The organism is Nonomuraea sp. NPDC005650 (assembly GCF_040605375.1).
Taxonomy (GTDB): Bacteria; Actinomycetota; Actinomycetes; order Streptosporangiales; family Streptosporangiaceae; genus Nonomuraea.
On the sequence record NZ_JBEXCR010000001.1, the window covers coordinates 135,310 to 161,922 of the forward strand.

The window sequence follows — 26,613 nt, forward strand, 5'->3', positions numbered from 1 at the left end:
TCCCCTCAGAACCAAGCCCTTCGAGGTCCGCGCAGGCGGCTCACGAGGCCCCCGGTGACGCGGCGGGCGGCGAAGTCGCAGCCGCACACGAACCGCATGGCCGGTCCGAACGTCGCCGCCGCCGCGAGCCCGACCAGGTGCAGCCCCGCCACGGACGTCTCGAACGCGGGACCGAGCCGCGGCGCCGGGCCCCGCACCGCCACCGCGCGCCGCAGGTCGTCCTGGAGGATCCCGATCCTGGTCACGTCCACCCGGTAGCCGGTCGCCGCGATGACGTGCTCGGTCTCCAGCGTGGTGACCGCCCCGGCGGCGTCCCGCAGCCGCAGCCGGACTCCGTCGCGGTATTCGCCGGCCGTCAGCCGCGTCCCCAAGGTCACCGGCACGGCGCCGTCGAAACGCTCCTTCAGCCACCAGGATCCGGCCGGCCCGAGGGTGTTGCGCACGATGTGGCCGCGGGCCGCCCTCGGCAGGTACCTGACCGCGCCCGGCAGCCGCGACCAGGCCACGGAGGGCCAGCCGCTCCCGAGCGCGGAGCGGGGCGCCAGCACGCGCGAGAGGACCGGGCGCCGCGGGACGGGGACGTCGTTCCAGGCCAGGGCGCCGGTCCGGGCGACGAGCCGGACGGCCGCCCCCGCCTCGGCCAGCAGCGTCGCCGTCTCCAGCGCCGACTGCCCCGCTCCGAGCACGGTCACGTCCCGGCCCGCGAACCCGCTCAGATCGTGGTGGTCGGAGCTGTGCGTGACCGCCTCGGGCGGCAACGCCGCCAGGGCGCGCGGCCGGTGGGCGAACGGCAGGAACCCCAGGGCCAGCACGACGGTCCTGGCCAGCACGGACGCGCCCGACGACAGGGAGAGCGCGAACAGCCCGCCCTCGACGCCGACGGCGCTCACCTCCGTCTCCTCCAGCGCCCGGCCGACCGCGCGCTCGCGGAACCACCTGCCGTAGGCGACGAACCTCTCCACCGGCACCGGCTCCCCGTAGGAGTGCGGGTGGAAGGCGTCGAGGCCGTGCCTGCGGCCCGGGTCGCCGAGATGCGACGCGTCGGGCTCGGATTTCAGCAGCATTCCCGCGGGCATGTGGCGTTCCCACGCCCACATCGGCCTGCCGAACACCCGCGTGTCCAGCCCGGCCGCCAAGGCGTGCGCCGCCACGGAGAGCCCGTACGGGCCGGCGCCCACGATCGCCACGTCGATGACCGGAGTCTCCACCTTTTCCTCCATTCGCCGTCCTATGTCCGTGTCCGGGCCAGCCGGGTGAATCCGCGTTTCACGGCCTGCCCGGCCATGGCCACGAAGGGCCGGGGGTCGTCGGCCGAGAGCCAGGCCAGCTCGTCGGCCGCGCACAGGGCGGGCAGGCTCTTCGGGCCGGCGGTGAGGAGGTCGTAGTTCTCCACCACGTAGGTCCGGCCGTGGCCGGCCCGTCCCCGTACCGCGTGGCGGCCGGACAGGTGCAGGTGCGCGGCCCGTACCAGGTCCAGGCCGCTGCTGTCGCTGAACAGCCGGAACTGGGCGCCGAGCCGGGGGTTGAAGTCCAGCAGGTGGTAGGCGTCCCTGCCGGCGTCGTGGCGGAAGTCGATGTCCAGCACGCCGCGGTAGCCGAGCCGGGCCGCCAGCTCGCGGGCCGTGCCCTCCACGACGGGGTTGGGCAGCCACCGGCCGTAGGTGGTGAGCCCGGCGCCCCTCGGATAGGCGCGCTCCTTGCGTCCGGCTCCGCCGTACAGGCAGCGGGAGTTCTCGTCGAAGTAGCCGTGGAAGAACCAGTCCGAGTGCGGCCCGCCGGGCACGAACCGCTGGAACAGCAGGTCGCGGCCCTCCACGTGCTGGAGCAGCGGGGTGACCTGGCTGGGCCGGCGCACCAGGCTGGTGTTGCGCAGCCCGGTGCCGGCGGGCAGGAGCCACGGCTGCGCCCATTTGGCGACCAGCGGCAGCCCGAAGTCGGTGACGGCCGCCGCGGCGTCGTGCTCGCCGGTGATCAGCCGGGTCTCCGGCTGGACGATCCCGAGCCCGGAGCACAGCTGGGCGAGCAGGCGCTTGTCGGCGAGGGTGCGCGGCAGGCCGGGCACCTGGTCGGGGATGAGGTAGTGCGCGCGCAGCTCGGCCGCGTGCTCCGCGACGGCGATGGCGCCCGCGTCGTCCAGCGCCAGCAGCACGGCCGGGCGGCCGATGCGCTGGGCGACCTGGGTGAGCGCCCGCACGACATCCGGGCCGCCCGGCCATGGATGCCCGCGCGCCAGGTACTTGGAGCGGAAGGTCGGCGAGCCCGTGCCCCCGATGAGCCCGTGCACCTCCACGCCGGCCCTGCCGAGGGAGCGAATGGCGGCCAGGGTCCCGTGGTGAAAGTTATTGACGTCCAGCCGCAGGACAAGTGCTGGGACGGTGCAATCGAGCATGTTCCTTCTCCCTTCGCAAAAAAGCTATAAATCAGGCAAATCGCGAGTGGGATATCCGAATTGCCGAAACATGGGGTATGGAGAAGGAAGGAGAGGCAAGAATCGGGGATGTGCGTTCGTGACAGGAAAGAGCTGTCTGCACTGTTCGCTCGCGATAATCACGGGGTCGGTGGTGTTGGCGTCGATCGGCCTGAGCAGGCCGGCGGCCCCCGCCGCGCCCGCCGCGCTGGGCGTCTTCCTCGCCTCCGACGCGCGCGGTCCCGAGCTCCTGCCCGGCTTCGAGTCGTGGCTGGGGCTCAAGGCGACGGTCGGGCGCACCTATCTCCCCGGCCTGCGCTGGAGGTCCGTCCAGGGCTCCGACGAGGAGATCCTCAACCCCTGGATCCGCTGGCGGGCCGCCCAGCCGGGCCGGATCCTGGCGGTGAACGTACCGATGATCGCTCCGAACGAGTCCGGGATGTCCGACCGCGCCGTGTCGCGGCGGCTGGCCAAAGGAGCGCACGGCGCCTACGACGACCGCTTCAGGAAGCTCGCCGGCAAGCTGGTCTCCTCCGGCGCCGGCGACACGATCATCGTGCTCGGCTGGGAGATGAACGGCATCACCTACTCCAGCCGGTGCGGGCCGAACCCCGAGGCGTGGAAGCGGTACTGGCGGCGCATCGTGACGACCATGCGAGAGACGCCCGGCCAGCGCTTCCGCTTCGACTTCGCCCCCAGCCGCGGGCGCGACGCGATCCCCTGGACGCGCTGCTACCCGGGTGACGACGTGGTGGACATCGTCGGCATGGACAGCTACGACCAGGAGCCCGGGCGCGAGTTCGCCGACTACGTCGAGCAGCCGTACGGGCTGCGGGCGCACGCCGACTTCGCCGCGCGGCACGGCAAGCCCATCTCGTTCCCCGAGTGGGGGCTGTTCCGCAACGGCGACCGCCCCGGCTACGTGGAGGGGATGCTCGACTGGATCAGTACTCACAACGTCGTCTATCACTCGATCTCCGATTACTGTCCCCACGGCGTCTGGCAGTGTTCGTCGAATCCCCGCTCGTCGGGGGTCTTCCGCAGACGGCTGCTGGAGCACGCCTCCCCGGCGCCCGTTCCCACCCCGGCCACCACGCCCAGCGTGTGCCCGGCGAGCCCGTCCAGCGCGCCGTCCACGCCGAACCCATCGGCCAGCGCGGCGGCGGCCACCCCCTCGGCGGCGGCCAGCGCCGGCTGCCCGAGCCTGACCAGCAGTGCCTCGGCCAGCCCCGCGCCGTCCCCGGGCGGGACGAGCGCGCCCACTCCCCCGGTCACGAGTTCGGTGAGCCCGGACACGGCGCAGGCGACCACGGGCCGGCCCGTGGCCATGGCCTCCAGCGCGGTGAGCGGCAGTCCTTCCCAGCGGGAGGGCAGCACCACCACGTCGGCGGCGGCGTACCAGGAGCGGACGTCGGCCACGGCGCCGGCGAAGTGAACGCCGGGCACCGCCCGCGACCGCAGCGCGCGCAGCAGCGGGCCGTCGCCGACGACGGCCAGCCGGGCCCGCCCGTCGCGGGCGGCGACGCGCTCCCAGGCCGCCAGCAGCAGGTCCTGGCCCTTCTGGCGGGTGACCCGGCCCACGCAGACCGCCAACGGGGTGTCCTCGGCGATGCCGTGGCGGGCGCGCGCCTCAGCCCGTTCCCGGGGCCCGGCGGGCCGGAAGCGGCGCAGGTCCACGCCGTTGCGCACCACCACGAGGTCGCCGGGCACGCCGTGCCGCCTGGCCAGCGCCGCTTCGCCCGCGCCCACGCAGATCACCCGGTCGGCCCAGCGCGCGGCCAGCCGTTCCCAGGCCAGCGCCGCGGCGGCGGCGACGCCCCGGGCGGCCAGCCAGGACCAGCCGTGCGGCTGGAAGAGCGTGGGCACCCGGCCCCTGAGCGCGGCCCGGCCCGCCAGCCCGGCCTTGGACGAGTGCAGGTGCACCACGTCGGGGCCGAACTCGCCGACGATCCGCCGCAACCGCGCCGCCTGCACGGCGTCGGAGAGCCCGGGAGCGCGTCTGGCCGTCCAGTCCAGCCGGTGCACGCCCAGCCGGTCCAGCTCCGCCGCCAGCGGGCCCGTCCCGGGGCAGGCGACCGCGACCCGCCAGCCCCGCCGTGCCTGGTCGGCGGCGGCCATGGCCACGTACGCGCCCACACCGCCGTCCACCGGCTGCGTGACGTGCAGGACGCCCGGCGTCAGCGCCATGCCGCGACCCTCTCGGCCAGGCGCGGGCAGCGCCTCTTCAGCAGCTCCCCGCCCGCCCTGCGCACGCCCGCCATCGCGGCATAGGCGGCGGAACGGCTGCCGCGCCCGAGCAGGACCCGCTGGTTGACCAGCGCCTCGCCCTCCCATTTCGCCTTGTGCGGTTCGTCGCCCCGCAGCAGGCTGAGCACGGGCCTGCCCAGCCGGTGCGTCATCGCCAGATTGGTACGTAGCAGCATCGTGATCAGGTCGACCCGGGCCCGCAGCTCCGGGTGGGCCCCGTACAGGTAGCCGCCCACGAAGTCCTTGCCGATCACCGTGAAGTCGCAGGCCAGCAGCCGCCCGTCCACCCGGTACTCCCACAGCGCCGCGTGCTTCTCGGCCACCAGCGCCCGCGCGGCCCCCGCCAGGTGCTCCATGAAGCTCGGCTGCGTGTGCTGGGTGTTGATCGCCCGGCTCTCCCACTGCATGGCGTGCAGCCGCAGCAGCTCGGCCGTCGACGCCCTGACCCGGTCCGGCTCGACCTCCGCCACCGACACGTCCACCGCGTCGAGCTTGCGCAGCGAGGCCCGAACCTTGCGGGCCCGGCGGCTGTTCAGCCCGTCGAGGAACTGCTCGATGGGGCGGCCGGGCAGCTGGAGGCAGGTGGAGGCGGGCAGGGTCCAGGCCCGGCCGTCCCAGGTCTCCGCCAGGCGGCGGATCGCCGCGCCGGGCCGCGCCTCGGGCAGGTCGATGACGTCCCAGCCGGGCTGGGCGAGCAGCCCGGCGCGCAGGTCGCGCAGGCCCGCGTCGCCCTCGGCGTCGTCCACCACGATGTCCGTGAAGTCGGACTGCCCGCCCCCGACCGGGGTCAGCACCCGGCAGCCGAGCCGGTGCTCCAGCCGGAGCGGCGCGGCGGCGACCAGGCGCCCGTCCCGGTACGCCAGGAACACCCGCAGCCGTCCCGGGCTCCCGTAGACCCGCCACCAGGAGCTGAGCCAGCCGTACGACTGGAACGGCGTGGCCGCCGAGCTGCGCGCGTACAGGTCCGCCCACTCGGCCGACAGCGCGGCCAGGCCCGTGCTCTCCGTGACGACCCGCAGCGTGAGCCCCGCGCGCGAGGTCCCCGGGCGGGCGGCCCTCACGCCTGCGCTCCGGTCAGCGCCGCCGGCTCCCGGCGCGGCGAGAGGTGGGCCCACGGCGCGGCCAGCCGGACCAGGCCGGCCACCAGGGCCGCCGCGCAGGCGCCGACGGCCACGCTGAGCAGCGGCATCGGGGACGAGGGACGGAGCGGCGGCGCCGCGGAGGCGAGGGAGACCAGGCGGACGCGGGTGTCGGCGGCATGGCCGTTGGCGTAGGCGATCAGCGCGGCGGCCGCCCGGTTGACGCTGTCGGCGGCCTCCCGCGCGCCGGTCGCCACGGAGGTCAGGCGCACCAGCGGCGCGTCGGGCGAGGCCGCCGCCCACAGGCTGTCCGGCCCGTCCGCGCCGCCGGTGAGGAACCCGGGATGGCTGGAGATCCGCGCGTACGCGGCGGCGAAACCGGCCGCCTGCGCCGGGTCGCCGCCCGCCACCACCACATAGGCCTCGGCGGCGTAGACGGCGTCGCGGGCCAGCGTGTAGACGGCGCCGCCGAGCGCCCCGACCCCCAGGGACAGCGGCAGCCACCATCGCACGATCAGGCCCGTGATGCGGACCCAGGTCCATGTCATCGTCACTCCTCCGTGGGTGCGGCGCCCAGCAGGCGCAGGTAGAGCCGGTCCAGCTGGTCCGCCTGGCGGCGGACGTCGTAGAGCCGGACGGCTTCGGGCGGGGGCATCCTGCGGGGCGGGCCGGCCAGCTCGGCCAGCTCGGCCAGCTCGGCGGCGAGCCGGTGCGGCGCGACGCGCCGGGCTCCCGGGGCCGAGCCGGGCGGCAGATCCTCGACGGCCGGGCAGGTGTCGTACAGGACGGGCAGGCCGGAGGCCAGCGCCTCGACGACGGCCACCCCGAACGTCTCCTCCACCGAGGGCGCGGCCAGCACGTCCATCGCCGACATCAGGGCCCCCACCTCGGGGGACTCCCCCGCGAAGATCACCCTGCGCTCGGCCCCCGTCGCGCGGGCCAGCTCCCGCAGCCGCGACTCGCAGGAGCCGGAGCCGACCAGGAGCAGGACCACGTGTTCGAACGGCGGCAGCGCCCTGATCAGCTCGTCGAAGCGCTTGCTCGGCTCCAGGCGGCCGACGCCGCCGATCACGAACGCGCCGTCGGGCAGGCCGAGCCGCTCCCGGGTGCGCCGGCGCAGGGCGGCGTCGAAGCCGAACGCCGCGCCGTCGACGCCGTTAGGGACCACCACGATGCGCGAGCGGGGGACGCCCCACCTCGACAGCCGGTCGGCCACGGTCGGCGAGACGGCCACGGTGAGGTGCCCGAGCAGCTCGCTCGCCAGGTACAGCGCCCTGATCGGGCGGGTGAGGCGGCGTCCCTCGACGTGCTCGCGCCCGATCGAGTGCTCGGTCGCCACGATCGCCGGGACGTTCGCCAGCCGCGCCGCCAACCGGCCGTACACGCAGGCGCGGTAGAGGTGGGTGTGCACCACGTCGTAGCGGCGCCGGCGCATGAGCCGAGCCAGCCGGCCGACGGCGCGCAGGTCCCGGTTGCCGCGCATGCCGACGTGGTGGACGGGCACGCCGGAGCGCTCGATCGCGTCCGCGACCACGCCGTGCCCGGTGAGCACGGCCACCTCGCACCGGGCCCGCAGGTACGGCAGCAGGGACCGCAGTTGCTGCTCCGCGCCGCCCGCGGCCAGGCCGGTGATGACGTGCAGGACCTTCACCAGCCCCACCGGACCCGGTGGCGGGCCCGCTTGGCCTGCAGCCGCAGCGCGCCGTCCCGGTCGCCCACGTACGTGCGCGGCAGCGCGTACGTCCCCGTGAGCTCGGACTTCCAGATGGCGCAGGCGTAGGAGTAGCCCGCCTGGCTGACGGCGGCCACCTCCCGGGCGTTGACGTGCCCGTACGGGTAGCAGAACCCGTTCACGTGCCCGCCCAGCAGCTCCTCCAGCTCCTCCTTGCTGCCGGCCACCTCCTGGCGCAGCTCCTCGTCGTTCAGCCCGGACAGCGAGTAGTGCCTGGCCGAGTGCGAGCCGACCTCCATGCCCTGGCGCGCGGCCCAGCGCAGGCCCTCGGCGTCCATGAGCCGCTTGCACGGGGAGCCGGCGTCCCAGGCGTTGTGCTCGCCGATCAGGCCGGTGACCGTGAAGACCGTCGCCGTGAACCCGTACCTGCGCAGCACGGGCACGACCTCGCTGAGGAAGTCGCCGTACCCGTCGTCGAAGGTGAGCCCGACCAGGCCGCGCGTGCTGCGGGCGCGCATGAGCTCGAGCATCGAGACGCCGGTCAGGCCGCGCCGGGCGAGCCAGCGCATCTGCCGGGCGAAGCGGTCGGGCGTGACCGTGACGTGCAGCGGGTCGCTGTCGTATTTGTCCACTGAGTGGTACATGAGCACCAACGGCATGGCGGTCATGAGCGACCTCGCATCCTGATCAAATGGGTGATCTTGGTGGTGTCGGTGAGCGTGGCCGTGGCACCCGAGAGGGCCGCCACGACGCAGAAGACGACGGCGATCGCGGCGCCGGTCGAGGCCAGGGCGATCGGCGGCGGCAGGCCCGCCAGCAGCGTCCGCGTGCCCCATCCCGCCCCCGCGGCGAGCGTGGCGGCCGCCAGCAGGCCGCCGAGCGGGGCCAGAGCCGTGCGGAGCGGCAGGGCGACGGCCCGCCGCCGCAGCCCCGCGAGCAGCAGCGCGGCGGCCAGCGTGATCCCCGCCGCGTTCGCCGCGGCGATCCCCGTCACCCCCCACGACGGGCGGGCCAGGACGACCGTCGCGGCCAGCCCGGCGCCCATCGCGAGGACCGGGTACCAGGACGCGCGGGGGCCGCAGAAGTAGACGCGGCACACGACCCCGACCACGGCCTGGCCGAGCAGCCCCAGCGCGTACACACGCATGATCCACGCGGTGGCGGCGGTGTCGGCCTCGGTGAACGCTCCGTGCTGCAGCAGCAGGGCCACGACGTCCGGGGCGCAGACGAGCAGCGCCGCGCCGGCGAGCAGCACGATCGCCGAGGCGGTGACCAGGTCGTCGGCGATCCTGCGCCGCGCCCGCGCGGTCTCGCCCGCGGCCAGGGCGCGGGCGAGCTGCGGGAAGCTCACAGTCGCCACGATCAGCGACAGGACCATCGGCACCTGGGCGATCTTCTGCGCGTAGTTGAGGTGCGAGATCGAGCCCTCGGCCAGCTTCGAGCCGACGAACCGCTCGACGAAGACCTGGCTCTGGCGGGCCAGCGTGAAGACCGCGACCGGCAGGAAGACGCTCATCGGCAGCGGCACGCCGCGCGCGGGCCGGCGGGGCGGCCAGCAGCGCCGGGCGAACGCCGGGGCCTGGACCAGCACCATGCCCGCCCCGCCCGCGGCCACCCCGACCGCCGCCGCGTACGGGCCCTGGTCGCGCAGGGCCCACACGCAGGTGACGATCCCCACGTTGTAGGCCGCGTAGATGGCCGCCGGCGGCGCGAACGCCTGATGGGCGCGCAGCGCCGCGCTCAGGTACCCGGCCAGCCCGAACGTCAGGATCGTCACCGACGCCACGCGCATGCACTCCGCGGCGAGGTCGGCCCGCCGGATGCCGGGGGCGAGCAGGCCGACCAGCCACGGCGCGGCGACGGCGACCAGCGCGGTCAGCGCCAGCAGCGCGAGACACAGGTACGGCAGCGTCGCCGGCACCAGGCCCCTCAGGTCCTCGCCCGCCTCCATCGCCCGGCTGAACAGCGGGACCAGCACGAACGCCATCGCCCCCTCGATCAGCAGAGGCGCGGCGGTCTCCGGGATCGTCCAGGCGACGAGGAACGCGTCCGTGCCGGCGTCGGCGCCGAAGAACCTGCCCAGCAGCAGGTCACGGACGAAGCCGAGCAACGAGCCCAGCCCGGTCAGCAGGACGGTGACGCCGACCGCCCGCACCATGGGTGAGGTGGCCGTCGTCATCGCGCCACGCCCAGGCCGGCCCGCCGCCTGCCCGACCGCCAAAGCGGTGCCTCCTCGGTGACCGGCCGGGCCACGAGCGCCAGGACCAGCCCCAGGACGACGGACGTGACCACGGTCGAAGGGCCGCCGACGTCGCCGTAGAGGAAGTCGATGCCCTGCCAGGCCAGCAGCCCGGCCGCCGCCGGCACGGCCGCGCGCACCGCCCACCAGGCCATGGCCCCGAGGAACGCGCACAGCGCGGCCAGCCCGAGCAGGCCCTGCTCGCTGAGCGTCAGCAGGTACATGTTGTGCGGGGAGAGCAGCGGCAGGCGCCGGAAGCCGTTCACCGGGTCGTCGGCGTCGCTGCCGGACGACAGCTCGATCGGCGCGTAGGCGTCGCGCAGCTCCGCGAACCGGCGCGGCCCGGCCCCGGTCAGCGGGTGGTCCAGCCAGATCCTCGTGGCGGTGAGCCACAGGCTGTAGCGGTCGCTCACGGACTGGTCGGGCTGCGAGACGGCGGAGGTGATGGAGGCCAGCCGCCGTCCCAGCAGGTCCGAGCCTGAGCCCGCGCCCGGGCCGAGGGCCAGCAGGGCCGCCGCCGCCGCGCCGACGAGGATCACCCTGGCCGCCAGCACCCGGCTGTGCACGAAGAGCACGACCAGCGCCGCGCCCAGCAGCGCGAGCCAGGCGCCACGGCTGAGCGACAGGGCGAGTGGCACGCAGAGCAGGGCGGCGCCGCCGAGCGCGGCGGCGCGGCGCCCGCCCCGCCAGGCTAGGCCGGCCGCCAGCAGGATGACCGTCCCGTAGCTGACCACGCTCGCCATGCCCATGACGTCGAGCGCGCCGAACGTGCCGACGGCGCGCACCCGCTCCCCCGCGTACGACGCGCCGGTGCCGGTGAGCGCCTGGACGCAGCCGACCAGGCCCTGCAGGGCGGCCGTTCCGACGATCGATCCGCCCACGATCAGGGTGTCGGTACGGTCCCGGACCGTCACCAGAACGGCCAGCGGGATCAGCACGAACACCTGGAGATACCTGACGTATCCCGGCAGGCTCACCAGGACGTCGGGAGAGCCCAGCACCGCGAGCCCGGCCGCGCCCACGACGGGAACCAGCACCACGGCCCGGACGGGCACCAGGGCACGTGTCGGGTGGCTGGCGAGCGCGACGATGCCCGCGACGGCGACCAGCAGGAGCGAGGCCACGTCGGCGGCGGTCACCTGGACGCCGGAGGACAGGTCCTGGCGGCCCACCGGAAGGCAGGTCAGGAGCACGGTGGCGGCGGCCGCCAGGCTGGGCCGCCGGCAGAGGGCGCGCACGGCTAGCTCCCGCCCGGCCGGAACAGGGACCAGGCCGTCTGCAGCATGATCTTGAGGTCCGCTCGAAGGGTCCACCCGTCGATGTAGTGGTTGTCGAACCGGACGCGGTCCTCGATCGAGGTGTCGCCGCGCAGCCCGTGGATCTGGGCCCAGCCGGTGATGCCGACCGGCATCCGGTGGCGCAGCCCGTAGCCCGGGATCGTCCGGGAGAACTTCTTGACGAAGTGCGGGCGCTCCGGCCTCGGGCCGACGATGCTCATGTCGCCTTTGAGAACGTTCCAGAGCTGAGGAAGCTCGTCGAAGGAGGCCCGGCGCAGCAGCCTGCCCACCGGCCCGATCCGGCTGTCGTGGGCGATGCTCCACAGGGTCTCGGACTCGTGCGCGTCCGCGGGTTTCAGCGTGCGGAGTTTGACCAGTTCGAGCGGCTCGCCCCGGTAGCCCACGCGCCGCTGCCGGAACAGCACCCCGGGGCCGGTCTCCATCCGGACCAGCGCCGCGCAGACCGCGAGGATCGGCGCGCTGACGACGAGGCCGGTCAGCGCGACCGCGATGTCCAGTGCCCGCTTCAGCAGCCAGGACAGGCCGCGCTGCGCTTCTGGGCGCATCCGTACGAGCGGGAAGCCGCGTACGTGCTCGCGCAGCGTCACGAAGTCGATGATGAGCTCGCCCAGGTCGGGCGCGAGGTAGACGTCGCAGCCCAGCGACCTGGCCGCTCTCGCGGTCGACTGCTGGCCCTGCCCCGCGATGACCACCGCGCGCACCCCGTGGGCCTGGACGACGTGGACGACGTCGCCGGGCCCGCCGAGCACGGGGACGCACGCGTCCTCACCGGCCGTCTCGTCCAGGAAGCCCAGCGGGAGCAGGCCGCATTCGGGGTAGGCGAGCAGGTTCCTCGCCAGCTGGTGGCCGTGCGCCCCCGCGCCGACCACCAGGGCGGGCACGGCCTTTCCACGCCGGCGCGCCCTGCGGACCAGAAAATGAAGGACGCTTCTGCCGCACACGGCGAGAAAGGTGAACAGCACCGCGACCAGGGCGACCACGACGAACGGCGCCGTCTCCCTGAAAGCGGCGAGCGCCGCCACGAGCCCCGACCCGGCGAGCCAGAAGCCGCGGTCCAGGCTGGAGGGCAGGACGCGCGGCGCGTAAACCTGGCCGATGCCGTTGACCGCGACGACCAGGATTCCCGCGAGCACGATTCGCGGTATGGCCTGGCCGGCGTTGGCCGCGGCGAACGCCATGCACATGAGATCGATGCAGACCAGGCCAAGTGGTTGGACAGCCTTCCAGAGCCTCGGCCTCCGCTGCCCTCCCCACCGCCCGACCCAGCGGTGGCCCCCAACACTAACAGCCACTACTTCTCCGGAAATAATCTAGTTTGACCGGACCGACGCTGAAATAGCCGACCTAATTCCCCCAAAAAGCCAATAGTCTTCCTTCGGGCAATTTGCCACCCCATAGTTGCGTAGCGAGGTTTTTCCTACGGAATACGCGAACAATCGCCCAACGAAGCCTTGATCGTAGTCGCGCGCCCCGCGGAAATCGAGAACGTGACGGGCTGGAATTCCTCGTGGTCACGCAAGATTTCATTGAGCGAGTGTTGGTGATATGGAGGTGGTTACCGGGTTTAGGGTCGGATTTAGGGAGAGAGTCAGGATTGAGAGGGATGTGCAGGGTGGGTGTCCGGATCCGGGGAGCTCGTTCGTCATGGTGATGACAGCACGACACGAGGAGCGAGATCGATGAAGTACATGATGTTCGTCTGCACCGACGCCGACCCGGACCAGGACTCCACCGGCAGCGAGGACATCGAGACGTGGGTGGCCGACAACGACGCCCGCGGCCGGCGGCTGGACGGCGACGAGCTGGGGCCGGTGTCGGCCGCCACGACGGTCCGCGTCCGGGGCGGCGAACTGCTGGTCTCCGACGGGCCGTTCGCCGAGACCCGGGAGGTGATCGTGGGCTACGACATCCTCGAATGCGCCCATCTCGACGAGGCGATCGAGGTGGCGCGGGCGCACCCGATGGCCCGGCACGGGCGGCTGGAGCTGCGGCCGTTCGCCGGCCGGTGACGAAGGAACGCGCGACCCGGCCCCCCGCGACGGCAGAGCCCGTCGCGGGGGCTGTGGCCGCGGCCGGGGCTGACGCCTACACCCGGATCGTCGCCACCCTGATCCGCGTCACCGGCGACTGGACGCTCGCCGAGGACAGCGCTCAGGAGGCGCTCGCGCAGGCCCTGGAGAGGTGGCCGCGGGACGGCGTGCCGGACAACCCCGGCGGCTGGCTCATGACCGTGGCCCGCAACCGCGCCACCGACGCGCTGCGCCGCGCGTCCGTCGAGCGCCGCAAGCTGCACGAGCTGGCGGAGCTCACCCTCACCGCGCCCACCCTCACCGCACCCACCCTCAGCGACCCGGCCACGGACGACCCCGAGGAGCACGTCGTGGACGACCGCCTGCGGCTGATCTTCACCTGCTGCCACCCCGCGCTGACCCTGGAGTCACGCGTGGCGCTCACACTGCGCACCGTCTGCGGGGTGCCGACCGCCGACATCGCGCGGGCCCTCCTCGTCCCCCACACGACCATGACGCGGCGGCTCACCCGCGCCAAAACGAAGATCGCGGACGCGCGGATCCCGTACCTCGTCCCGAGCGGCCCGGCGCTGGCCGAGCGCCTGCCCGGCGTGCTGGCGGTCCTGTACGTGCTCTTCACCCGCGGCTACGACCCCGACGGCGAGCCGGGCCTCGCCGACGAGGCGGTCCGGCTGGCCCGTCTGCTCCACGAGCTGCTGCCGGACCAGTCCGAGGTCGCCGGCCTGCTGGCGCTGTTCCTGTTCCAGCACTCCCGGCGCGACGCCCGCCGCGACGGCCAGGGCAACCTGCTCACGCTCGACAAGCAGGACCGCGCCCGCTGGGACCGGGCGGCGATCCAGGAGGGGCTGGAGACGCTGGCGGCGGCACCCACCGACGGCCCGTACGTGCTGCAGGCGCGCATCGCCGCCTGCCACGCGACCGCGCCGGACGCCGACGCGACGGACTGGCGGGCCATCGCCCGCTGGTACGACGGCCTCGCGGAGCTCCACCCCTCGCCGGTGATCGCCCTCAACCGCGCCGTGGCCCACGGCTACGCGCACGGCCCGGCGGCGGGGCTGGCGCTGATCGACCAGGTGCTGGCCACCGGCGCGCTGAAGGACTATCCGCTCGCCATCGCCGCCCAGGCCGACCTCACGGCCCGCCTCGGCCACCGCGCCCACGCCGCCGCGCTGTTCCGCCAGGCGGCCGGACTCCTCGGCCCCGGAGCCGAGCGGCGCGCCCTCCTGGAACGCGCCGACGCGCTCGCCTAGCGAACCGCCGGAGAGATGGGACGGCTCACATGAAGTCCTTCTTCAGCAGGCGATCGAGCTTGATGCCCAGGTCGAGCAGCTCCGACCGGATGGCGTTGAACTCCCGCGCGATCTCGGCCCGCACGCTCGCGAACTCGTCGGCGATCTGCGTCGGGATGTGGTCCTCGGCGGGCGCCGCCACGAGGCGGGCGCTGACCTCCCGCCGGATGGCCGCGACCTCGAGATCGACCGCCGCGAACTGCTCGATCGTCTCGGTGCGGGCCGCCGCCGCCTCGGACCGCACGGCCGCGAGCTGCGTCTCCAGCCGCTTGGCGCGGTCGTTGATCTCCTGGAGGAGGTCCTGCTCCCCGCCACCCCCCGGCGTGGCGTCGCCGAGCCGTTCGCACGCCTCGAGCCCGTCGACACGGAGCTTCAAGTCGCGAATCTCCGCCTGTACGTCCACGCGTTTTACCTTTGCGGTCGCTGATGGTGCGACCGCCCCTCGACGACCGCGTTTGGTCACCACATGGTCGCAGCAGGTGAGCGATTTTGGCCAGACCTCGACGAAATAAGGTCCGATTCTTTGCCGGGGCTCCGTAGGCCGGGGCGCTACCGGCGGTCCTCGATCTCCCAGAGGTGGTCGATGACGTGCCAGGCGATGCGGCGCAGCGCGTAGCGGGGCGGCCAGCCGGTCGTCTGGGGCGGCTCCCAGGCGCGGGACAGCACCTCGGCCAGCTCCGCCCGCATCGCGTCCCGGTCTCCGGGCTCCTTGTACGGCCTGTGCCGCACGTCCACCTTCCTGGCGAAGGCGCGCTCGGCTTCCAGCACGTGCCTGACGACCCCCGACAGGTCGCGGCCTCCTCCGCGCGGACCCTTGCGCAGGTCCTCGGGCGAGGCGGCGGCGGTCTCGTCGAACATGTCCCAGGCCGCCCGCAGCAGCGCCACCCCGCGGACCGCCTCAGCGGCCGGCAAGGGCTCCTGGTCCAGGTCAGGAACGGAGTACGGGGCCCCGAAGTCCGTGATGTCGCTGCCCGGCACGCGGGCCACGACCACCGGGTCGCCCGGGGAGAAGTCCAGCCCGGCCCGCGCGGCCACCAGGCCGTAGCGGGGGACGTACTCCATGAGCAGGTCGAGCGCCGCCTCCTCGCCCTTGGCCACCCGGCACCAGCCGGGCCAGTCGAGCGAGCAGGCGAACACCTTCTTCGGGCCGGTCTCCAGGTAAACGCGGGTCATGACATCCAAGAGTGGCACCCGTACCTGTCAGAACAGGTCAGGTTCAGATGAGGTCGATGAGGTCGGCGACCGAGTCGACCACCAGCGAGGGGCGGTAGGGGAAACGGTCGACCTCGTCACGCTGGGTCACGCCCGTGAGGACCAGGATCGTGAACAGGCCCGCCTCCATGCCCGAGACGATGTCGGTGTCCATGCGGTCGCCGATCATGGCGGTCGTCTCGCTGTGGCCCTCGATCTCGTTGAGGGCGCTGCGCATCATGCGGGGGTTGGGCTTGCCGACGAAGTAGGGGGCGACGCCGGTGGCCTTGGTGATGAGGGCGGCCACGGCGCCGCAGGCCGGCAGGGAGCCCTCGGTGGAGGGGCCGATGGGGTCGGGGTTGGTGGCGATGAAGCGGGCGCCGGCCTCGATGAGGCGGATGGCCCGGGTGATCTGCGTGAAGCTGTAGGTGCGGGTCTCACCGAGCACCACATAGTCGGGGTCGAGGTCGGTGAGCACGTAGCCGACCTCGTGCAGCGCCGTCGTCAGGCCCGCCTCGCCGATGACGTACGCCGAGCCGCCCGCGCGCTGGTCGTCGAGGAACTGGGCGGTGGCCAGCGCGGAGGTCCAGATGGACTCGGGGGGCACCACGAGGCCGGCCCCGGCCAGCCGCGCCGACAGGTCGCGCTGGGTGTAGATCGAGTTGTTCGTCAGCACCCTGAACTTCTTGTCCGACTCGCTGAGCCGCTTGATGAATTCGTCCGCACCGGGGACCGGACGCCCCTCGTGGACGAGCACACCGTCCATGTCGGACAACCAGGAGTCGATCCGTTTACGCTGAGTCACCCGGACATCGTACCGAGCGCGCCTTATCGACTTCCTGCCCGGTGGATGAACAATGTTCTTCATGTCCTTCACTGAATCCGCCCGTGACATGCGGGACGAGCTCATCCAGCTCAGGCACTCGTTGCACACCACTCCGGAGCTCGGCCTGCACCTGCCGCGCACGCAGGAGAAGGTTCTGGCCGCGCTGGACGGGCTGCCGCTGGAGGTGAAGACGGGCGCCTCGCTCAGCTCCGTCACCGCCGTGCTGAGGGGCGGCAGGCCGGGCCCGGCCGTGCTGCTGCGCGGGGACATGGACGCGCTGCCCGTGGCCGAGAAGAACGACCTGCCGTACGTCTCCCAGCTCCCCGGCCAGATGCACGCGTGCGGCCACGACCTGCACACCGCGATGCTGGCGGGGGCGGCGCGGCTGCTGAGCGCGCGGCGGGAGGAGCTCGCCGGTGACGTCATCTTCATGTTCCAGCCGGGTGAGGAGGGCCACGACGGCGCCAAGCACATGATCACCGAGGGGGTGCTGGACGCGGCGGGCGCGCGGCCCGTGGCGGCGTACGGGATGCACGTGGTGTCGGCGATGTTGCCGCCGGGGCTGTTCGCGTCGCGGCCGGGGCCGATCATGGCGGCGGCGGACACGTTCCTCGTGACGGTCAAGGGGCGCGGCGGGCACGGCTCCAGCCCGCACCGGTCGCTGGACCCGATCGCGGCGGGCTGCGAGATGGTGACGGCGCTGCAGACCATGGTGACCAGGGGGTTCGACGTGTTCGACCCGGTCGTGGTGACGGTGGGCAGCTTCCACGGCGGGTCCGCCGACAACGTGATCCCTGACGAGGCCAGGTTCGAGGCCACGGTGCGCACCTTCAGCAAGGACAACCGGACGAAGGTCAGGCGCAGGCTGGTGGAGGTCGTGCAGGGCATCGCGGCGGCGCACGGGCTGGAGGTCGAGGCGTCGTTCGGGATGGGCTATCCGGTGACGGTGAACGACGACACCGAGGCCGGGTTCGTGGCCAGGACGGCCGACGAGCTGTTCGGCCCGGGGCGCTATTTCGTGTCGCCGCAGCCCGTGATGGGCTCCGAGGACTTCTCGTACGTGCTGGAGGAGGTGCCGGGCGCGTTCGTGTTCCTGGGAGCGTGCCCGCCGGACCGCGACCCGGCCACGGCGCCCTACAACCACTCCCCCGAGGCGATCTTCGACGACGCCGTCCTGCCCGACGGCGCCGCGCTCTACGCCTCGCTCGCCCACGCCAGGCTGTCGTGACCATGCGGGCGTGGGTCGTGGCCGAGCCGGGGCCGATGGCGACGCGGCCGCTGGAGCTCGTCGAGCGGGACGTGCCCGAGCCGGGCCCTGGCGAGGTGCTGGTACGGGTCGAGGCGTGCGGCGTGTGCCGTACCGACCTGCACCTGGCGGAGGGCGACCTCCTGCCGCGCCGGCCGCGTACCACGCCCGGTCACCAGGTGGTGGGGCGCGTCGAGGGCACGGGCGAGCGGGTGGGCGTGGCCTGGCTGCGCTCCACCTGCGGCACGTGCAGATACTGCCTGCGGGGCGCGGAGAACCTCTGCCCCTCCTCCACCTACACGGGGTGGGACGCCGACGGCGGGTACGCCGAATACCTCACGGCGCCCCGCGACTACGTCTATCCCCTGCCCGACGACGTGCCCGCCGAGCGGCTGGCGCCGCTGCTGTGCGCCGGGATCATCGGCTACCGGGCGCTGTTGCGCTGCGATCTGCCGCCGGGCGGGCGGCTGGGGATCTACGGTTTCGGCGCCTCGGCCCACCTGACCGCGCAGGCCGCCATCGCCCAGGGCGCGGTCGTGCACGCGGTGACCAGATCGGCGGCCTCCAGGGCGCTCGCGCTGGAGCTGGGAGCCGCCTCCGCCGGGGACGAACCCCCGGAGCGGCTTGACTCGGCCATCCTATTTGCACCCGTAGGTACCCTGGTCCCATCAGCGCTCGAAGCGCTCGACCGGGGCGGCACGCTGGCCATCGCAGGGATCCACCTGACCGACGTGCCCGTCCTGAACTACGAAAGGCACCTTTTCCAGGAGCGCACGCTCCGCAGCGTCACGGCCAACACCAGGGCTGACGGGCGTGCCTATCTGGAGCTGGCGCTGGCGCATCCGCCACGCGTGACGACGAGCCTCCATCCGTTCGGAGAGGCCGCCAAGGCGCTCACCGATCTGGCGAATGACCAGGTCAGAGGGGCTGCCGTCTTGGTAATGGAATGACGTTTTACTTGACGGCGCTTAGCTCCACTCCGCACACTGATGAAGGAAAGTTACATTAACCTCACAACCTCTGGAGATTATTGACGCGAGTGAGGCACGATCGTAGTGTCCGGTCAATCCCTACAGAGATCTTCGACAGGTCCGAACACTCCCCGGAGCGGCAAATGAAACGACTGGCAGCGGTAGTCGCGTTGCTGGGCCTTGCCACCGCGACAGCGGCGTGCAGCGGTGGTTCCACCAACAGTTCCGGCGGCTCGGGCGGCGGGGGCGGGCTCTTCACCACGGTCGACGTGCTCAAGCCCGGCCTCGACGCGAGCGGCCCGGCCAACCCATGGGCGCCCAAGGGCAACTCTTTCCTGGGCTACAACGCGATGAAGCTGGGCTGGATCAAGAACCACCTGACCGACCCCAACCAGTTCTACCCTGGCATCGCGGCCAGTTGGGAGATCGCTCCCGACAACTCCTCGATCACCCTCCACATCCAGCCGAACGCCAAGTGGTCCGACGGCACCCCGGTGACGGCCGACGACGTCAAGCTCTCGCTCGGCCTGGCCTCCACCACCGGCAGCACCGCGTTCGCGGTCACGCCGGGCGCGGCGGGCGTGGCGTCCGACGTCCAGGTGGTCGACCAGAAGACCGTCAAGGTCTCCCAGGACATGAAGAACCCGAGCATGAAGTTCGCCCGCGGCATCATGGACAACTGGGTCGTGCCCGCGCACGTCTGGAACAGCCTGCTGCCGGCCGACTTCTGGGACAAGCTGAAGGCCGCCAGGGAAACCGGCGCCGACGCCGACAAGGCCCGCGAGGAGATCCTCGCCATCGGCCAGAAGGTGCTCGCCTTCGCGCCGCCGAAGGACGTCTCCGCCGGCCCGTTCACGCTTGAGCGGGTGAACCCGGGCGAGGCCCTGCTGGTCAAGAACAAGAACTTCTACAACGCCGCGAACGTCGCGCCGGCGCAGGTGAAGCTGCTCAACTACAACGGCAACGAGCAGATCTGGAACTACCTGAGCGCCGGCAAGCTCGACCAGGCAGGCTTCACCGCCATGCCCACCGACGTCATGAACCGGATCAAGCAGGCGCCCGGCTCCAGCGTCATCAGGGGCTTCTCCCCGGTGGCCGTCGGCATGGGCTTCAACCAGTCGAAGAAGCCGTACGACAACGTGCACGTGCGGCGCGGCCTGGCCTACCTGATCGACCGCGACCAGGTGACCAAGGTGGCCTCGCCCGAGGGCGGCACGCCGGCCGTGACGACCTCCGGCATCCACCAGAAGCCCGCCCAGGAGTGGATCGGCTCCGAGCTCGCGAGCCTGGACCCGTACAAGCACGACGTGGCCAAGGCGGAGGCCGAGTTCAAGGAGGCCGGTCTGAAGAAGACGGGCGGCAAGTGGACGCTGGCCGACGGCTCGCCGTGGAAGGTCAGCATGCGCGCGCCCGCGCCGTTCTCCGACTGGATCTCCGCCGAGGAGAACATCAAGAGCCAGCTCATCGCCGGCGGCGTGGACGCCGAGGTCGTGACCGTCGCCGACTACCCCGTCTACCTGGAGGAGCTCGCGGCGGGCAAGTACGACGTCGGCCTGTGGCTGATGGCGCTCGGCCCCGCGCCGTACGACATCTTCCAGCGCCTGTACGGCGTCTCCAACGGCTGGTCCAACGTCGCCGGCAAGGTCGCGCACAGCGCGCCCGGCAAGGGCGGCAACTGGATGGGCAGCGCGGAGGAGATCGACGTCCAGGGCGTCGGCAAGATCAACCCGGGCGAGCTCACGGCCAAGCTCAACGCGGCCACGCCCGAGCAGGCCAAGCCGATCATGGCGCAGCTCGCCAAGACGGCCAACCAGGACCTGCCGGCCATCCAGCTGTGGGACTACGTGAACACGCAGTTCACCAACACCAGCCGCTTCACCGGCTGGCCGGAGCAGGACAGTGACCTGCTGCGCCTGAACGCCGGCGTCTGGATGCAGCTGGGCCTCATCAAGGCGAAGCAGTAGAGAAAGAGCCTATGGTAGTCATCGCACGGCGACTCGCGGGCCACCTGGCCCGCGGGGTCGTCATGATCCTCGTCGTAGCCACGATCAGCTTCTTCATCGTCAGGAGCATTCCCGGCGATCCGGTGGCCGCGAACGTCCAGAAGCTGATCCAGCAGGGCATGGATCCGCAGGCAGCCGAGCAGGCGACGCGCGTGCTGTACGGGTTCCAGCCCAGGGGCACGATGTGGGAGCAGTACACCCAGTACATGTCGGGCCTGCTCCGGTTCGACCTGGGCCAGTCGATCACCCACGCCGGCGCGCCGGTCACCCAGGTGCTGGGCGAGGCGGCCAAGTGGACCGTTCTACCGGTGCTGGCGGGAACGCTGCTCAGCTTCCTGGTCGGCATCCTGCTGGGCGTCTACGCGGCCATCAAGCGCTCGGGCAAGCTCGGCGACGTCCTGGCCATCTCGGGGTCGCTGCTGCACGGCGTCCCGCAGTACGTGCTGGGGCTGCTGCTCAGCGCCGTCTTCGCGACGCTGATCCCGATCCTGCCGGCCGACGGGCCCGTGGACATCCTGTTCGAGCCCGGGTTCAACGCCGCCTACATCGGCTCGCTGGCCCAGCACGCGGTGCTGCCGGTGCTGACGTACGCGCTGGCGTCCTACGGCGGATGGATCCTGGCGATGAAGTCGAGCGTGGTGACGGTGCTCGGCGACGACTTCATCCTGGCGGCGGAGCTGCGCGGGATGAAGCGGTCGATCATCTTCAGGTACATCGCGCGCAACGCGATCCTGCCGCTGTTCACGATCCTCGCGCTGTCGCTCGGGCTGCTGCTCGGCGGCGCGGTGTTCATCGAGCGGATCTTCAACTATCCGGGGCTCGGGCTGTTGCTGCTCGACAGCATCACCATGCGTGACTACGCGCTGATGGGCGGGGCGTTCCTGCTCATCACGGTGTCCATCATCGTGGCGAACATCGTCGCCGACCTGTTCTACTCCGCGATCGACCCGCGGGTCCGCAGTGGGGAGGAGGTGTCGTCATGACCGTTCTGCTGGAGAGCTCCTCGACGAGCGCCGCCATGCGCCGCAACTTCTGGGCGGGCGTCTGGCGGGTGATGAAGCGCAAGCCCAGCCGCATGGTGGGCGTGGTGCTCGTGCTCGGGTTCGTCTTCATGGGCGTGTTCGGGCCGATGTTCTACCCCGCCCAGCTGCCCCTCGACCCGGCCCAGATCACCCGGCCGCCGAGCTGGGAGCACTGGCTCGGCACCGACGACCAGGGCCGTGACGTGGTCGCCCTGGTGGTCACCGGGTCGCGGTACGTGCTGCTGGCCGCGCTGGTGACCGCGGTCATCACCGTGGTCGTGGGCACCGCCATCGGGCTGTTCTCCGGCTTCAAGCGGGGCCGCTGGGACAACGTGCTCATGCGCCTCACCGACATGAAACTGACCATCCCCGGCCTGCCGCTGCTGCTGGTGCTGTCCACGGTGTGGAAGTTCAGCAGCGCGATCCAGATGGGCCTGGTGCTGGGGCTGCTCGGCTGGGGCGGCGTGGCGCGGGCGGTGCGCTCGCAGACGCTGTCGCTGCGCGAGCGGGGGTTCATCGAGGCGGCGCGCGGGCTCGGCCTGCCCACCACCCACATCGTGGGCAAGGAGCTGCTGCCGAGCATGGCGCCGTACATCGCGATGAACATGCTCATCGCGGTCACCGGCGGCGTCTACGCGCAGGTCGGCCTGTTCTTCCTGGGCGTGCTGCCGTACGAGTCGAACAACTGGGGGCAGATGCTCAACACGGCCGTGTTCCGTTCCGGCGCGCTCCAGGTGCCGAGCGCGCTGGGCTTCCTCATCGGGCCGCTGCTGGCGATCCTGTTGCTGACGCTGGCCATCGTGCTCGTGGTGGACGCCATGGACGAGATCTTCAACCCCCGGCTGCGGGAGGAGTAGCAATTGACTCGGAACGCGCCGGGAGTGCGCATCGACGGCCTCACGGTCGTCTACAAGACCCCCGCGGGCGAGCTGCCCGCCGTCAGGGACATCACCCTGACCCTGGAGCCGGGCACGATCACCGGCATCGTCGGCGAGTCCGGCTCGGGCAAGTCGACGATGGCCCTGTCGCTGCTCAACGCCGTCCAGCCGCCCGGCAGGATCGCGGCGGGCAGCGTCGAGATCGACGGGCTCGGCGACGTGGTCGGCCTGAAGGGCGAGCACCTGCGCAAGGCCAGGGGCAAGCACATCGGGTACGTCTTCCAGGCCGCCCAGAACTCCCTGAACCCCCTCAAGACGGTCGGCAAGCAGCTGCTCGACCTGGGCCGCTCGCACGGCGTCGACGACCTTCGCGGCCTCGTGCGCGAGGCCCAGGAGCTGCTGGCCCGGATGGGCCTCGACGGGGCCAGGGTGCTCGACTCGCACCAGCACGAGCTGTCCGGCGGCATGCGCCAGCGGGTCGGCATCATGCTGGCGCTGGTACTCAACGCCCACCTGGTGGTGCTGGACGAGCCGACGACCGCGCTCGACATGATCACGCAGGCGAACATCCTGAAGATCATCCGTGAGGTGCACGCGGAACGCGGCCTCACCACCCTGGTCATCACGCACGACATCGGCGTGGTGGCCGAGGTCGCCGACCGGCTGGCCGTCATGTACGGCGGGCGGCTGGTCGAGCAGGGCCCCACCAGGGAGGTGCTCGGCTCGCCCCGCCACCCGTACACCAAGGGCCTGATCCGGGCCATCCCCCGGCTCGTCGGCGACATCGACGAGGCCAGGGCGCTGCCGGGCCGGCCGCCGACGCTGGCGACCGTGCCCAAGGAGGGGTGCGTGTTCAGGGAGCGCTGCGCGCTGCGCATGGACGTGTGCGACACCGTCGACCCCCTGCCCCGCGTCGATCAAGGCGCCGACGGGTCGAGGGTCGTGGCCTGCCACGCCGTGACCGCGAACGTGAAGGAGCCCGCATGATCACCGGGAACGGCGTCGTCAAGACGTTCAAGCAGCGGGGCAAGATGCTCGGCGCCCGCGAGGTGCGCGCGCTGCGCGGGGTGGACTTCGCGATCCCCAGAGGGGGCGCGGCCTCGTTCATCGGCGAGTCCGGGTGCGGCAAGACCACGCTGGGCCGGATCATCGCCGGGCTGGAGACGTACGACGAGGGCGAGATCCTGATCGACGGCGTCTCCATGTCGCCGCTCAAGCCGAAGCAGCGCCAGCCGCACTTCCGCAAGATCCAGATGATCCACCAGGACCCGTACTCGGCCCTGAACCCGACCAGGACCATCCACCAGACCCTGTACGCCCCGCTGTCCCTGCGGGCCAAGCAGACCGGCCGGTCTCAGTCGTGGATCGAGGAGCGGGCCGGCGAGGTGCTGTCGCTGGTGGGCCTCGACCCGGGCACGGTGCTGGCGCGCTACCCGCACCAGCTGTCCGGCGGCATGCGGCAGCGCGTGGTCATCGCCCGCGCGCTGACCGTCGACCCGGAGATGCTCGTCGCGGACGAGGCCGTCTCGATGATCGACGTGTCGCTGCGGCTGGGCATCCTGGCGCTGCTGAAGGACCTGCGCGAGCGGCTCGGCGTGAGCGTGCTGTTCATCACCCACGACGTGGCCACGGCCCGCTACATCGGCGACGACGGCGAGCTGTACGTCATCTACCGCGGCCAGGTCATCGAGCGCGGGCCGGTGGACACGGTCATCGCCGACCCGGTGCACCCGTACACGCAGTCGCTGCTGTCGGCGATCCCGGTGCTGCACGGGCTGGAGCAGCCCGGCGAGCAGCCGGTGGCGCCGCTGGAGTCGCTGGACGAGAGCCAGTCCGACGAGGGCTGCCTGTTCGCCCGCCGCTGCCCGTTCAGGGGCGAGCGGTGCACGAGCGAGCGCCCGCTGCTGCACGTGTTCTCGCCTCGCGAGAACACCGATAAGCACAGCACCATGGGTTTGAAGGCCGACGAAGTCGGACTCCAAACCGAGGGGGTGCCGCAGGAGCACGCGTGCTTCTACCCCGAGCGCCGCAGCGTGATCGCCCGCCCGCTGAGCGAGGTGTGATGTCCCACGCCGTGCGGACCTTCATGTCCGCCGCAGGGTCAGCGGCCGGATCCGCCGTCGGGTCCGCCGTCGGGTCCGCTGTCGGGTCCGCCGGGCTCGCGGAGGCGGCCGAGGTCGCCGCCGCCGCGCTGACGCTGGACGCCGGCGACGCCGCCGGCCTGGTCGGCTTCCTGTCGCGCCCGCCCGCGGACCGGCGCTGGACCGCGCTGGCCACCGACGGCGGCGTGGTGATGGCGTCCATCTCGGCCACGGACCCGCACGCCGGGCACATCGACCTGCTGGCCGTGCACCCCTCCGCGCAGGGGCAGGGGCGCGGGCGCGCCCTGGTGGGGGCCGCCGAGGACTGGCTGCGCGGCCAGGGCGCGCGGCAGGCGCTCTTCGCCGGCAACCCGCCGTGCTACCTCTGGCCGGGCATCGACGTACGCTACACCGCGGCCGCCTGCCTGGCCGAGAGCCTCGGCTACCACCGGTACGACGTCGCCTGGAACATGACGGCCGACCTGAGCACCGACCTGTCCGTGGAGGACGACCTGCTGCGGCTGGAGCGGTCCGGCGTGCGCGTGCACGCAGCCGGCGCCCCAGTGGGCAACGGTGCGGGTGACGGTGCAGGCGACGGCCCGGGCCGCGAGCACGTCACCGCGTTCGTCCTGGACCACTGGAACGAGCGCTGGGCCTGGGAGGCGGCCCACGCGACCGGCCTGCACTACGCCGAGCGCGACGGTCACGTCCTGGGCTTCGCCGCCTGGGGCGCCCGGCCCGGCTGGTTCGGCCCCATGGGGACCTCGCCGGACGCCCGCGGGCTGGGCGTCGGCCGCGTACTGCTGCGCAGGTGCCTGGCGGACCAGCGGGCCGCCGGGCAGACCAGCGCCCAGATCGGCTGGGTCGGGCCGCTGCGGTTCTACTCGCACGCCGTGGGCGCGCGAGCGGAACGCGTCTTCTGGCTATACCGGCGCGAACTGGCGTGATGTCACTCGTAGGCGCTGTTCCGGCTGCCTGCGGTGTGCCGCTCGACGCGGTCACCGTAGATGAGTCGTCCTTCCGGCCTTCCCGGCGGCGGGCACAGGCCCCGGGGGTCCTCCCCGGCGTCCAGGCAGCGGGTCAGGCTGTCGGAGCCCCACAGATGGTCCATGAACAGGTCGGGGCCCCACCAGCGCAGGTCGTCCGGGTAGAGGGTGCGGGCCACGTGCAGCATGGACAGGCCCGTCAGGACGGGCCTGAACGCCTCGCGGTCGTGCACGTGGAGCTGGACGCCGCGCACGGCGACGCCCGCGTGCTTGTGGAAGGTGGGCGTGAACCACGTCTCCCTGAACCGCACGCCCGGCAGGTCCAGCGCGGCCAGCGCCGGGGCGAACCGCGCGTCCGCGTACGGGGCGCCGACCAGCTCGAACGGCCTGGTCGTGCCGCGGCCCTCGGAGAAGTTCGTCCCCTCGAAGAGGCCCGTGCCGGGGTAGACCAGCGCGGTGTCCGGGGTCGGCATGTTGACCGACGGCATCACCCAGGGCAGGCCCGTCTCGGCGAACGTCATCTCGCGCCGCCAGCCCTCCATCTCGACCACGCGCAGGTCCACGTCGAACCCGAACAGCGTGGCCAGCTCCCCGGCCGTCCTGCCGTGCCGTACCGGCAGCGGGAAACGGCCCACGAAGCTCGCGAACGCCGGGTCGAGCAGCGGTCCTTCCTGGACGGTCCCGCCGAGCGGGTTGGGCCGGTCCAGGACCACGAACCTCAGCCCCAGCCGGGCGGCCGACGCCAGCAGGTCGTACATCGTCCAGACGTAGGTGTAGAACCGCGTGCCCACGTCGGCGATGTCGAACACCAGCGTGTCCACGCCCGACCCCGCGATCGTCCGATCGAGCTCCCGGCCCTCGAGCTTGTGGGTGTTGAAGACCGGCAGGCCGGTCCTCTCGTCCACGGTGTCGGCCTCGCTGCCGTCCGCCTGGGCGGTGCCGCGCATGCCGTGCTCGGGGCCGAACAGGGCCGTCAGGTTCACTCCTGCGGCCAGCAGCGCGTCCGCGGTGGGGGTGAGATCGGGCAGGACTCCGGTGGGGTTCGTGATCAGGCCGAGCCGGGTTCCGCCCGCGAGGGCGGTATCCACGGCCAGCCGTTCGGCTCCAGTGCGTACGTGTGGCATGAAAGCCATTGTCTGAAAGATATT

At 72.4% G+C, this 26,613-nt stretch carries 24 protein-coding genes and 1 pseudogene; 11 read left to right on the forward strand and 14 right to left on the reverse strand.

From position 1 onward, the window contains the following. Positions 1 to 5 precede the first annotated feature (5 nt). Both ABZS69_RS00595 and ABZS69_RS00600 read right to left on the reverse strand, forming a co-directional pair. Complete coding sequence (locus tag ABZS69_RS00595) at positions 6 to 1,208, reverse strand: NAD(P)-binding domain-containing protein (protein ID WP_355364083.1); 1,203 nt, start codon at positions 1,206 to 1,208, stop codon at positions 6 to 8. A gap of 20 nt (positions 1,209 to 1,228) precedes the next feature. Next, complete coding sequence (locus tag ABZS69_RS00600; RefSeq protein WP_355364086.1) at positions 1,229 to 2,389, reverse strand: ATP-grasp domain-containing protein; 1,161 nt, start codon at positions 2,387 to 2,389, stop codon at positions 1,229 to 1,231. A 589-nt stretch (positions 2,390 to 2,978) separates the two neighbouring features. On the opposite strand from ABZS69_RS00600, the pseudogene ABZS69_RS00605 reads away from it, so the two are divergent. Beyond that, positions 2,979 to 3,182 (forward strand): annotated as a pseudogene (locus ABZS69_RS00605) (glycosyl hydrolase); the annotation flags it as partial. Between the two features lie 206 nt (positions 3,183 to 3,388). On the opposite strand, the gene ABZS69_RS00610 reads toward ABZS69_RS00605, so the two are convergent. The 8 genes from ABZS69_RS00610 to ABZS69_RS00645 are packed head-to-tail and all read right to left on the reverse strand — an operon-like array spanning position 3,389 to position 12,120. Continuing rightward, positions 3,389 to 4,594 carry a glycosyltransferase family 4 protein gene (locus ABZS69_RS00610; RefSeq protein ID WP_355364089.1) on the reverse strand — a complete coding sequence of 402 codons (1,206 nt, stop codon included), beginning with the start codon at positions 4,592 to 4,594 and terminating at the stop codon, positions 3,389 to 3,391. Further along, a complete protein-coding gene (locus ABZS69_RS00615; protein WP_355364092.1) occupies positions 4,585 to 5,715 on the reverse strand; it encodes a GNAT family N-acetyltransferase in 1,131 nt (376 codons plus the stop codon). The genes ABZS69_RS00610 and ABZS69_RS00615 overlap by 10 nt, the downstream gene beginning before the upstream one ends. Next, entirely contained in the window at positions 5,712 to 6,281 is a 570-nt protein-coding gene (locus ABZS69_RS00620) for a hypothetical protein (RefSeq protein ID WP_355364095.1), read from the reverse strand. The genes ABZS69_RS00615 and ABZS69_RS00620 overlap by 4 nt, the downstream gene beginning before the upstream one ends. Before the next feature lie 2 nt (positions 6,282 to 6,283). After that, on the reverse strand, positions 6,284 to 7,384 hold the full coding sequence (locus ABZS69_RS00625) for a glycosyltransferase (protein ID WP_355364098.1): 1,101 nt from the start codon (positions 7,382 to 7,384) through the stop codon (positions 6,284 to 6,286). Beyond that, a complete protein-coding gene (locus tag ABZS69_RS00630) occupies positions 7,381 to 8,073 on the reverse strand; it encodes a polysaccharide deacetylase family protein (RefSeq protein ID WP_355364101.1) in 693 nt (230 codons plus the stop codon). Before ABZS69_RS00630 ends, ABZS69_RS00625 begins: the two co-directional genes overlap by 4 nt. Next, complete coding sequence (locus tag ABZS69_RS00635; RefSeq protein WP_355364104.1) at positions 8,070 to 9,584, reverse strand: lipid II flippase MurJ; 1,515 nt, start codon at positions 9,582 to 9,584, stop codon at positions 8,070 to 8,072. Before ABZS69_RS00635 ends, ABZS69_RS00630 begins: the two co-directional genes overlap by 4 nt. Continuing rightward, complete coding sequence (locus ABZS69_RS00640) at positions 9,581 to 10,882, reverse strand: O-antigen ligase family protein (protein ID WP_355364107.1); 1,302 nt, start codon at positions 10,880 to 10,882, stop codon at positions 9,581 to 9,583. Before ABZS69_RS00640 ends, ABZS69_RS00635 begins: the two co-directional genes overlap by 4 nt. A gap of 2 nt (positions 10,883 to 10,884) precedes the next feature. Next, positions 10,885 to 12,120 carry a sugar transferase gene (locus tag ABZS69_RS00645; RefSeq protein WP_355364110.1) on the reverse strand — a complete coding sequence of 412 codons (1,236 nt, stop codon included), beginning with the start codon at positions 12,118 to 12,120 and terminating at the stop codon, positions 10,885 to 10,887. Positions 12,121 to 12,621: 501 nt separating this feature from the next. Between ABZS69_RS00645 and ABZS69_RS00650 the strand changes: the two genes are divergently transcribed. Then, positions 12,622 to 12,951 carry a YciI family protein gene (locus ABZS69_RS00650; protein WP_355364113.1) on the forward strand — a complete coding sequence of 110 codons (330 nt, stop codon included), beginning with the start codon at positions 12,622 to 12,624 and terminating at the stop codon, positions 12,949 to 12,951. Continuing rightward, on the forward strand, positions 12,948 to 14,222 hold the full coding sequence (locus ABZS69_RS00655; protein ID WP_355364116.1) for a sigma-70 family RNA polymerase sigma factor: 1,275 nt from the start codon (positions 12,948 to 12,950) through the stop codon (positions 14,220 to 14,222). The genes ABZS69_RS00650 and ABZS69_RS00655 overlap by 4 nt, the downstream gene beginning before the upstream one ends. Before the next feature lie 25 nt (positions 14,223 to 14,247). Here ABZS69_RS00655 and ABZS69_RS00660 read toward each other — a convergent pair whose 3' ends face one another. The 3 genes from ABZS69_RS00660 to ABZS69_RS00670 all read right to left on the reverse strand — a co-directional run bounded on the left by ABZS69_RS00660 (position 14,248) and on the right by ABZS69_RS00670 (position 16,218). Further along, entirely contained in the window at positions 14,248 to 14,637 is a 390-nt protein-coding gene (locus tag ABZS69_RS00660; RefSeq protein WP_355364119.1) for a hypothetical protein, read from the reverse strand. Positions 14,638 to 14,810: 173 nt separating this feature from the next. After that, on the reverse strand, positions 14,811 to 15,434 hold the full coding sequence (locus ABZS69_RS00665; RefSeq protein ID WP_355364122.1) for a hypothetical protein: 624 nt from the start codon (positions 15,432 to 15,434) through the stop codon (positions 14,811 to 14,813). A 43-nt stretch (positions 15,435 to 15,477) separates the two neighbouring features. Then, positions 15,478 to 16,218, reverse strand: a complete 741-nt coding sequence (locus ABZS69_RS00670; RefSeq protein WP_355365284.1) for an HAD-IIA family hydrolase — start codon at positions 16,216 to 16,218, stop codon at positions 15,478 to 15,480. A 100-nt stretch (positions 16,219 to 16,318) separates the two neighbouring features. Between ABZS69_RS00670 and ABZS69_RS00675 the strand changes: the two genes are divergently transcribed. From ABZS69_RS00675 to ABZS69_RS00710, 8 genes are all read left to right on the forward strand, one after another. Then, the gene (locus tag ABZS69_RS00675) at positions 16,319 to 17,506 is read left to right on the forward strand and encodes a M20 family metallopeptidase (RefSeq protein WP_355364125.1); all 1,188 of its coding nucleotides are present in this window, start codon (positions 16,319 to 16,321) and stop codon (positions 17,504 to 17,506) included. Between the two features lie 2 nt (positions 17,507 to 17,508). Next, positions 17,509 to 18,474 carry a zinc-dependent alcohol dehydrogenase family protein gene (locus tag ABZS69_RS00680; RefSeq protein ID WP_355365287.1) on the forward strand — a complete coding sequence of 322 codons (966 nt, stop codon included), beginning with the start codon at positions 17,509 to 17,511 and terminating at the stop codon, positions 18,472 to 18,474. 164 nt (positions 18,475 to 18,638) lie between these two features. Continuing rightward, positions 18,639 to 20,459 carry an ABC transporter substrate-binding protein gene (locus ABZS69_RS00685; RefSeq protein WP_355364128.1) on the forward strand — a complete coding sequence of 607 codons (1,821 nt, stop codon included), beginning with the start codon at positions 18,639 to 18,641 and terminating at the stop codon, positions 20,457 to 20,459. A gap of 11 nt (positions 20,460 to 20,470) precedes the next feature. Beyond that, positions 20,471 to 21,481, forward strand: coding sequence for an ABC transporter permease (locus tag ABZS69_RS00690; protein WP_355364131.1), 1,011 nt, complete (start codon positions 20,471 to 20,473; stop codon positions 21,479 to 21,481). Next, positions 21,478 to 22,377 (forward strand): ABC transporter permease, encoded by a 900-nt coding sequence (locus ABZS69_RS00695; RefSeq protein ID WP_355364134.1) that lies wholly within the window; start codon positions 21,478 to 21,480, stop codon positions 22,375 to 22,377. The genes ABZS69_RS00690 and ABZS69_RS00695 overlap by 4 nt, the downstream gene beginning before the upstream one ends. Positions 22,378 to 22,380: 3 nt before the next feature. After that, positions 22,381 to 23,385, forward strand: a complete 1,005-nt coding sequence (locus tag ABZS69_RS00700; protein ID WP_355364137.1) for an ABC transporter ATP-binding protein — start codon at positions 22,381 to 22,383, stop codon at positions 23,383 to 23,385. Next, the gene (locus ABZS69_RS00705) at positions 23,382 to 24,461 is read left to right on the forward strand and encodes an ABC transporter ATP-binding protein (protein ID WP_355364140.1); all 1,080 of its coding nucleotides are present in this window, start codon (positions 23,382 to 23,384) and stop codon (positions 24,459 to 24,461) included. Before ABZS69_RS00700 ends, ABZS69_RS00705 begins: the two co-directional genes overlap by 4 nt. Beyond that, positions 24,461 to 25,426, forward strand: coding sequence for a GNAT family N-acetyltransferase (locus ABZS69_RS00710; protein ID WP_355364143.1), 966 nt, complete (start codon positions 24,461 to 24,463; stop codon positions 25,424 to 25,426). Before ABZS69_RS00705 ends, ABZS69_RS00710 begins: the two co-directional genes overlap by 1 nt. A gap of 2 nt (positions 25,427 to 25,428) precedes the next feature. Here the strand turns inward: ABZS69_RS00710 and ABZS69_RS00715 are convergent, their stop codons facing one another. Further along, complete coding sequence (locus tag ABZS69_RS00715) at positions 25,429 to 26,598, reverse strand: DUF1343 domain-containing protein (RefSeq protein ID WP_355364146.1); 1,170 nt, start codon at positions 26,596 to 26,598, stop codon at positions 25,429 to 25,431. Positions 26,599 to 26,613 lie beyond the last annotated feature (15 nt).

Coding starts and splice junctions, on each gene's coding strand:
- ABZS69_RS00600 (WP_355364086.1), bottom strand. CDS start 2,389: ATGCTCGATTGCACCGTCCCAGCACTTGTCCTGCGGCTGGACGTCAAT.
- ABZS69_RS00610 (WP_355364089.1), bottom strand. CDS start 4,594: ATGGCGCTGACGCCGGGCGTCCTGCACGTCACGCAGCCGGTGGACGGC.
- ABZS69_RS00620 (WP_355364095.1), bottom strand. CDS start 6,281: ATGACATGGACCTGGGTCCGCATCACGGGCCTGATCGTGCGATGGTGG.
- ABZS69_RS00630 (WP_355364101.1), bottom strand. CDS start 8,073: ATGACCGCCATGCCGTTGGTGCTCATGTACCACTCAGTGGACAAATAC.
- ABZS69_RS00635 (WP_355364104.1), bottom strand. CDS start 9,584: ATGACGACGGCCACCTCACCCATGGTGCGGGCGGTCGGCGTCACCGTC.
- ABZS69_RS00645 (WP_355364110.1), bottom strand. CDS start 12,120: ATGGCGTTCGCCGCGGCCAACGCCGGCCAGGCCATACCGCGAATCGTG.
- ABZS69_RS00650 (WP_355364113.1), top strand. CDS start 12,622: ATGAAGTACATGATGTTCGTCTGCACCGACGCCGACCCGGACCAGGAC.
- ABZS69_RS00665 (WP_355364122.1), bottom strand. CDS start 15,434: ATGACCCGCGTTTACCTGGAGACCGGCCCGAAGAAGGTGTTCGCCTGC.
- ABZS69_RS00670 (WP_355365284.1), bottom strand. CDS start 16,218: ATGGACGGTGTGCTCGTCCACGAGGGGCGTCCGGTCCCCGGTGCGGAC.
- ABZS69_RS00675 (WP_355364125.1), top strand. CDS start 16,319: ATGTCCTTCACTGAATCCGCCCGTGACATGCGGGACGAGCTCATCCAG.
- ABZS69_RS00680 (WP_355365287.1), top strand. CDS start 17,509: ATGCGGGCGTGGGTCGTGGCCGAGCCGGGGCCGATGGCGACGCGGCCG.
- ABZS69_RS00685 (WP_355364128.1), top strand. CDS start 18,639: ATGAAACGACTGGCAGCGGTAGTCGCGTTGCTGGGCCTTGCCACCGCG.
- ABZS69_RS00690 (WP_355364131.1), top strand. CDS start 20,471: ATGGTAGTCATCGCACGGCGACTCGCGGGCCACCTGGCCCGCGGGGTC.
- ABZS69_RS00695 (WP_355364134.1), top strand. CDS start 21,478: ATGACCGTTCTGCTGGAGAGCTCCTCGACGAGCGCCGCCATGCGCCGC.
- ABZS69_RS00705 (WP_355364140.1), top strand. CDS start 23,382: ATGATCACCGGGAACGGCGTCGTCAAGACGTTCAAGCAGCGGGGCAAG.
- ABZS69_RS00710 (WP_355364143.1), top strand. CDS start 24,461: ATGTCCCACGCCGTGCGGACCTTCATGTCCGCCGCAGGGTCAGCGGCC.
- ABZS69_RS00715 (WP_355364146.1), bottom strand. CDS start 26,598: ATGGCTTTCATGCCACACGTACGCACTGGAGCCGAACGGCTGGCCGTG.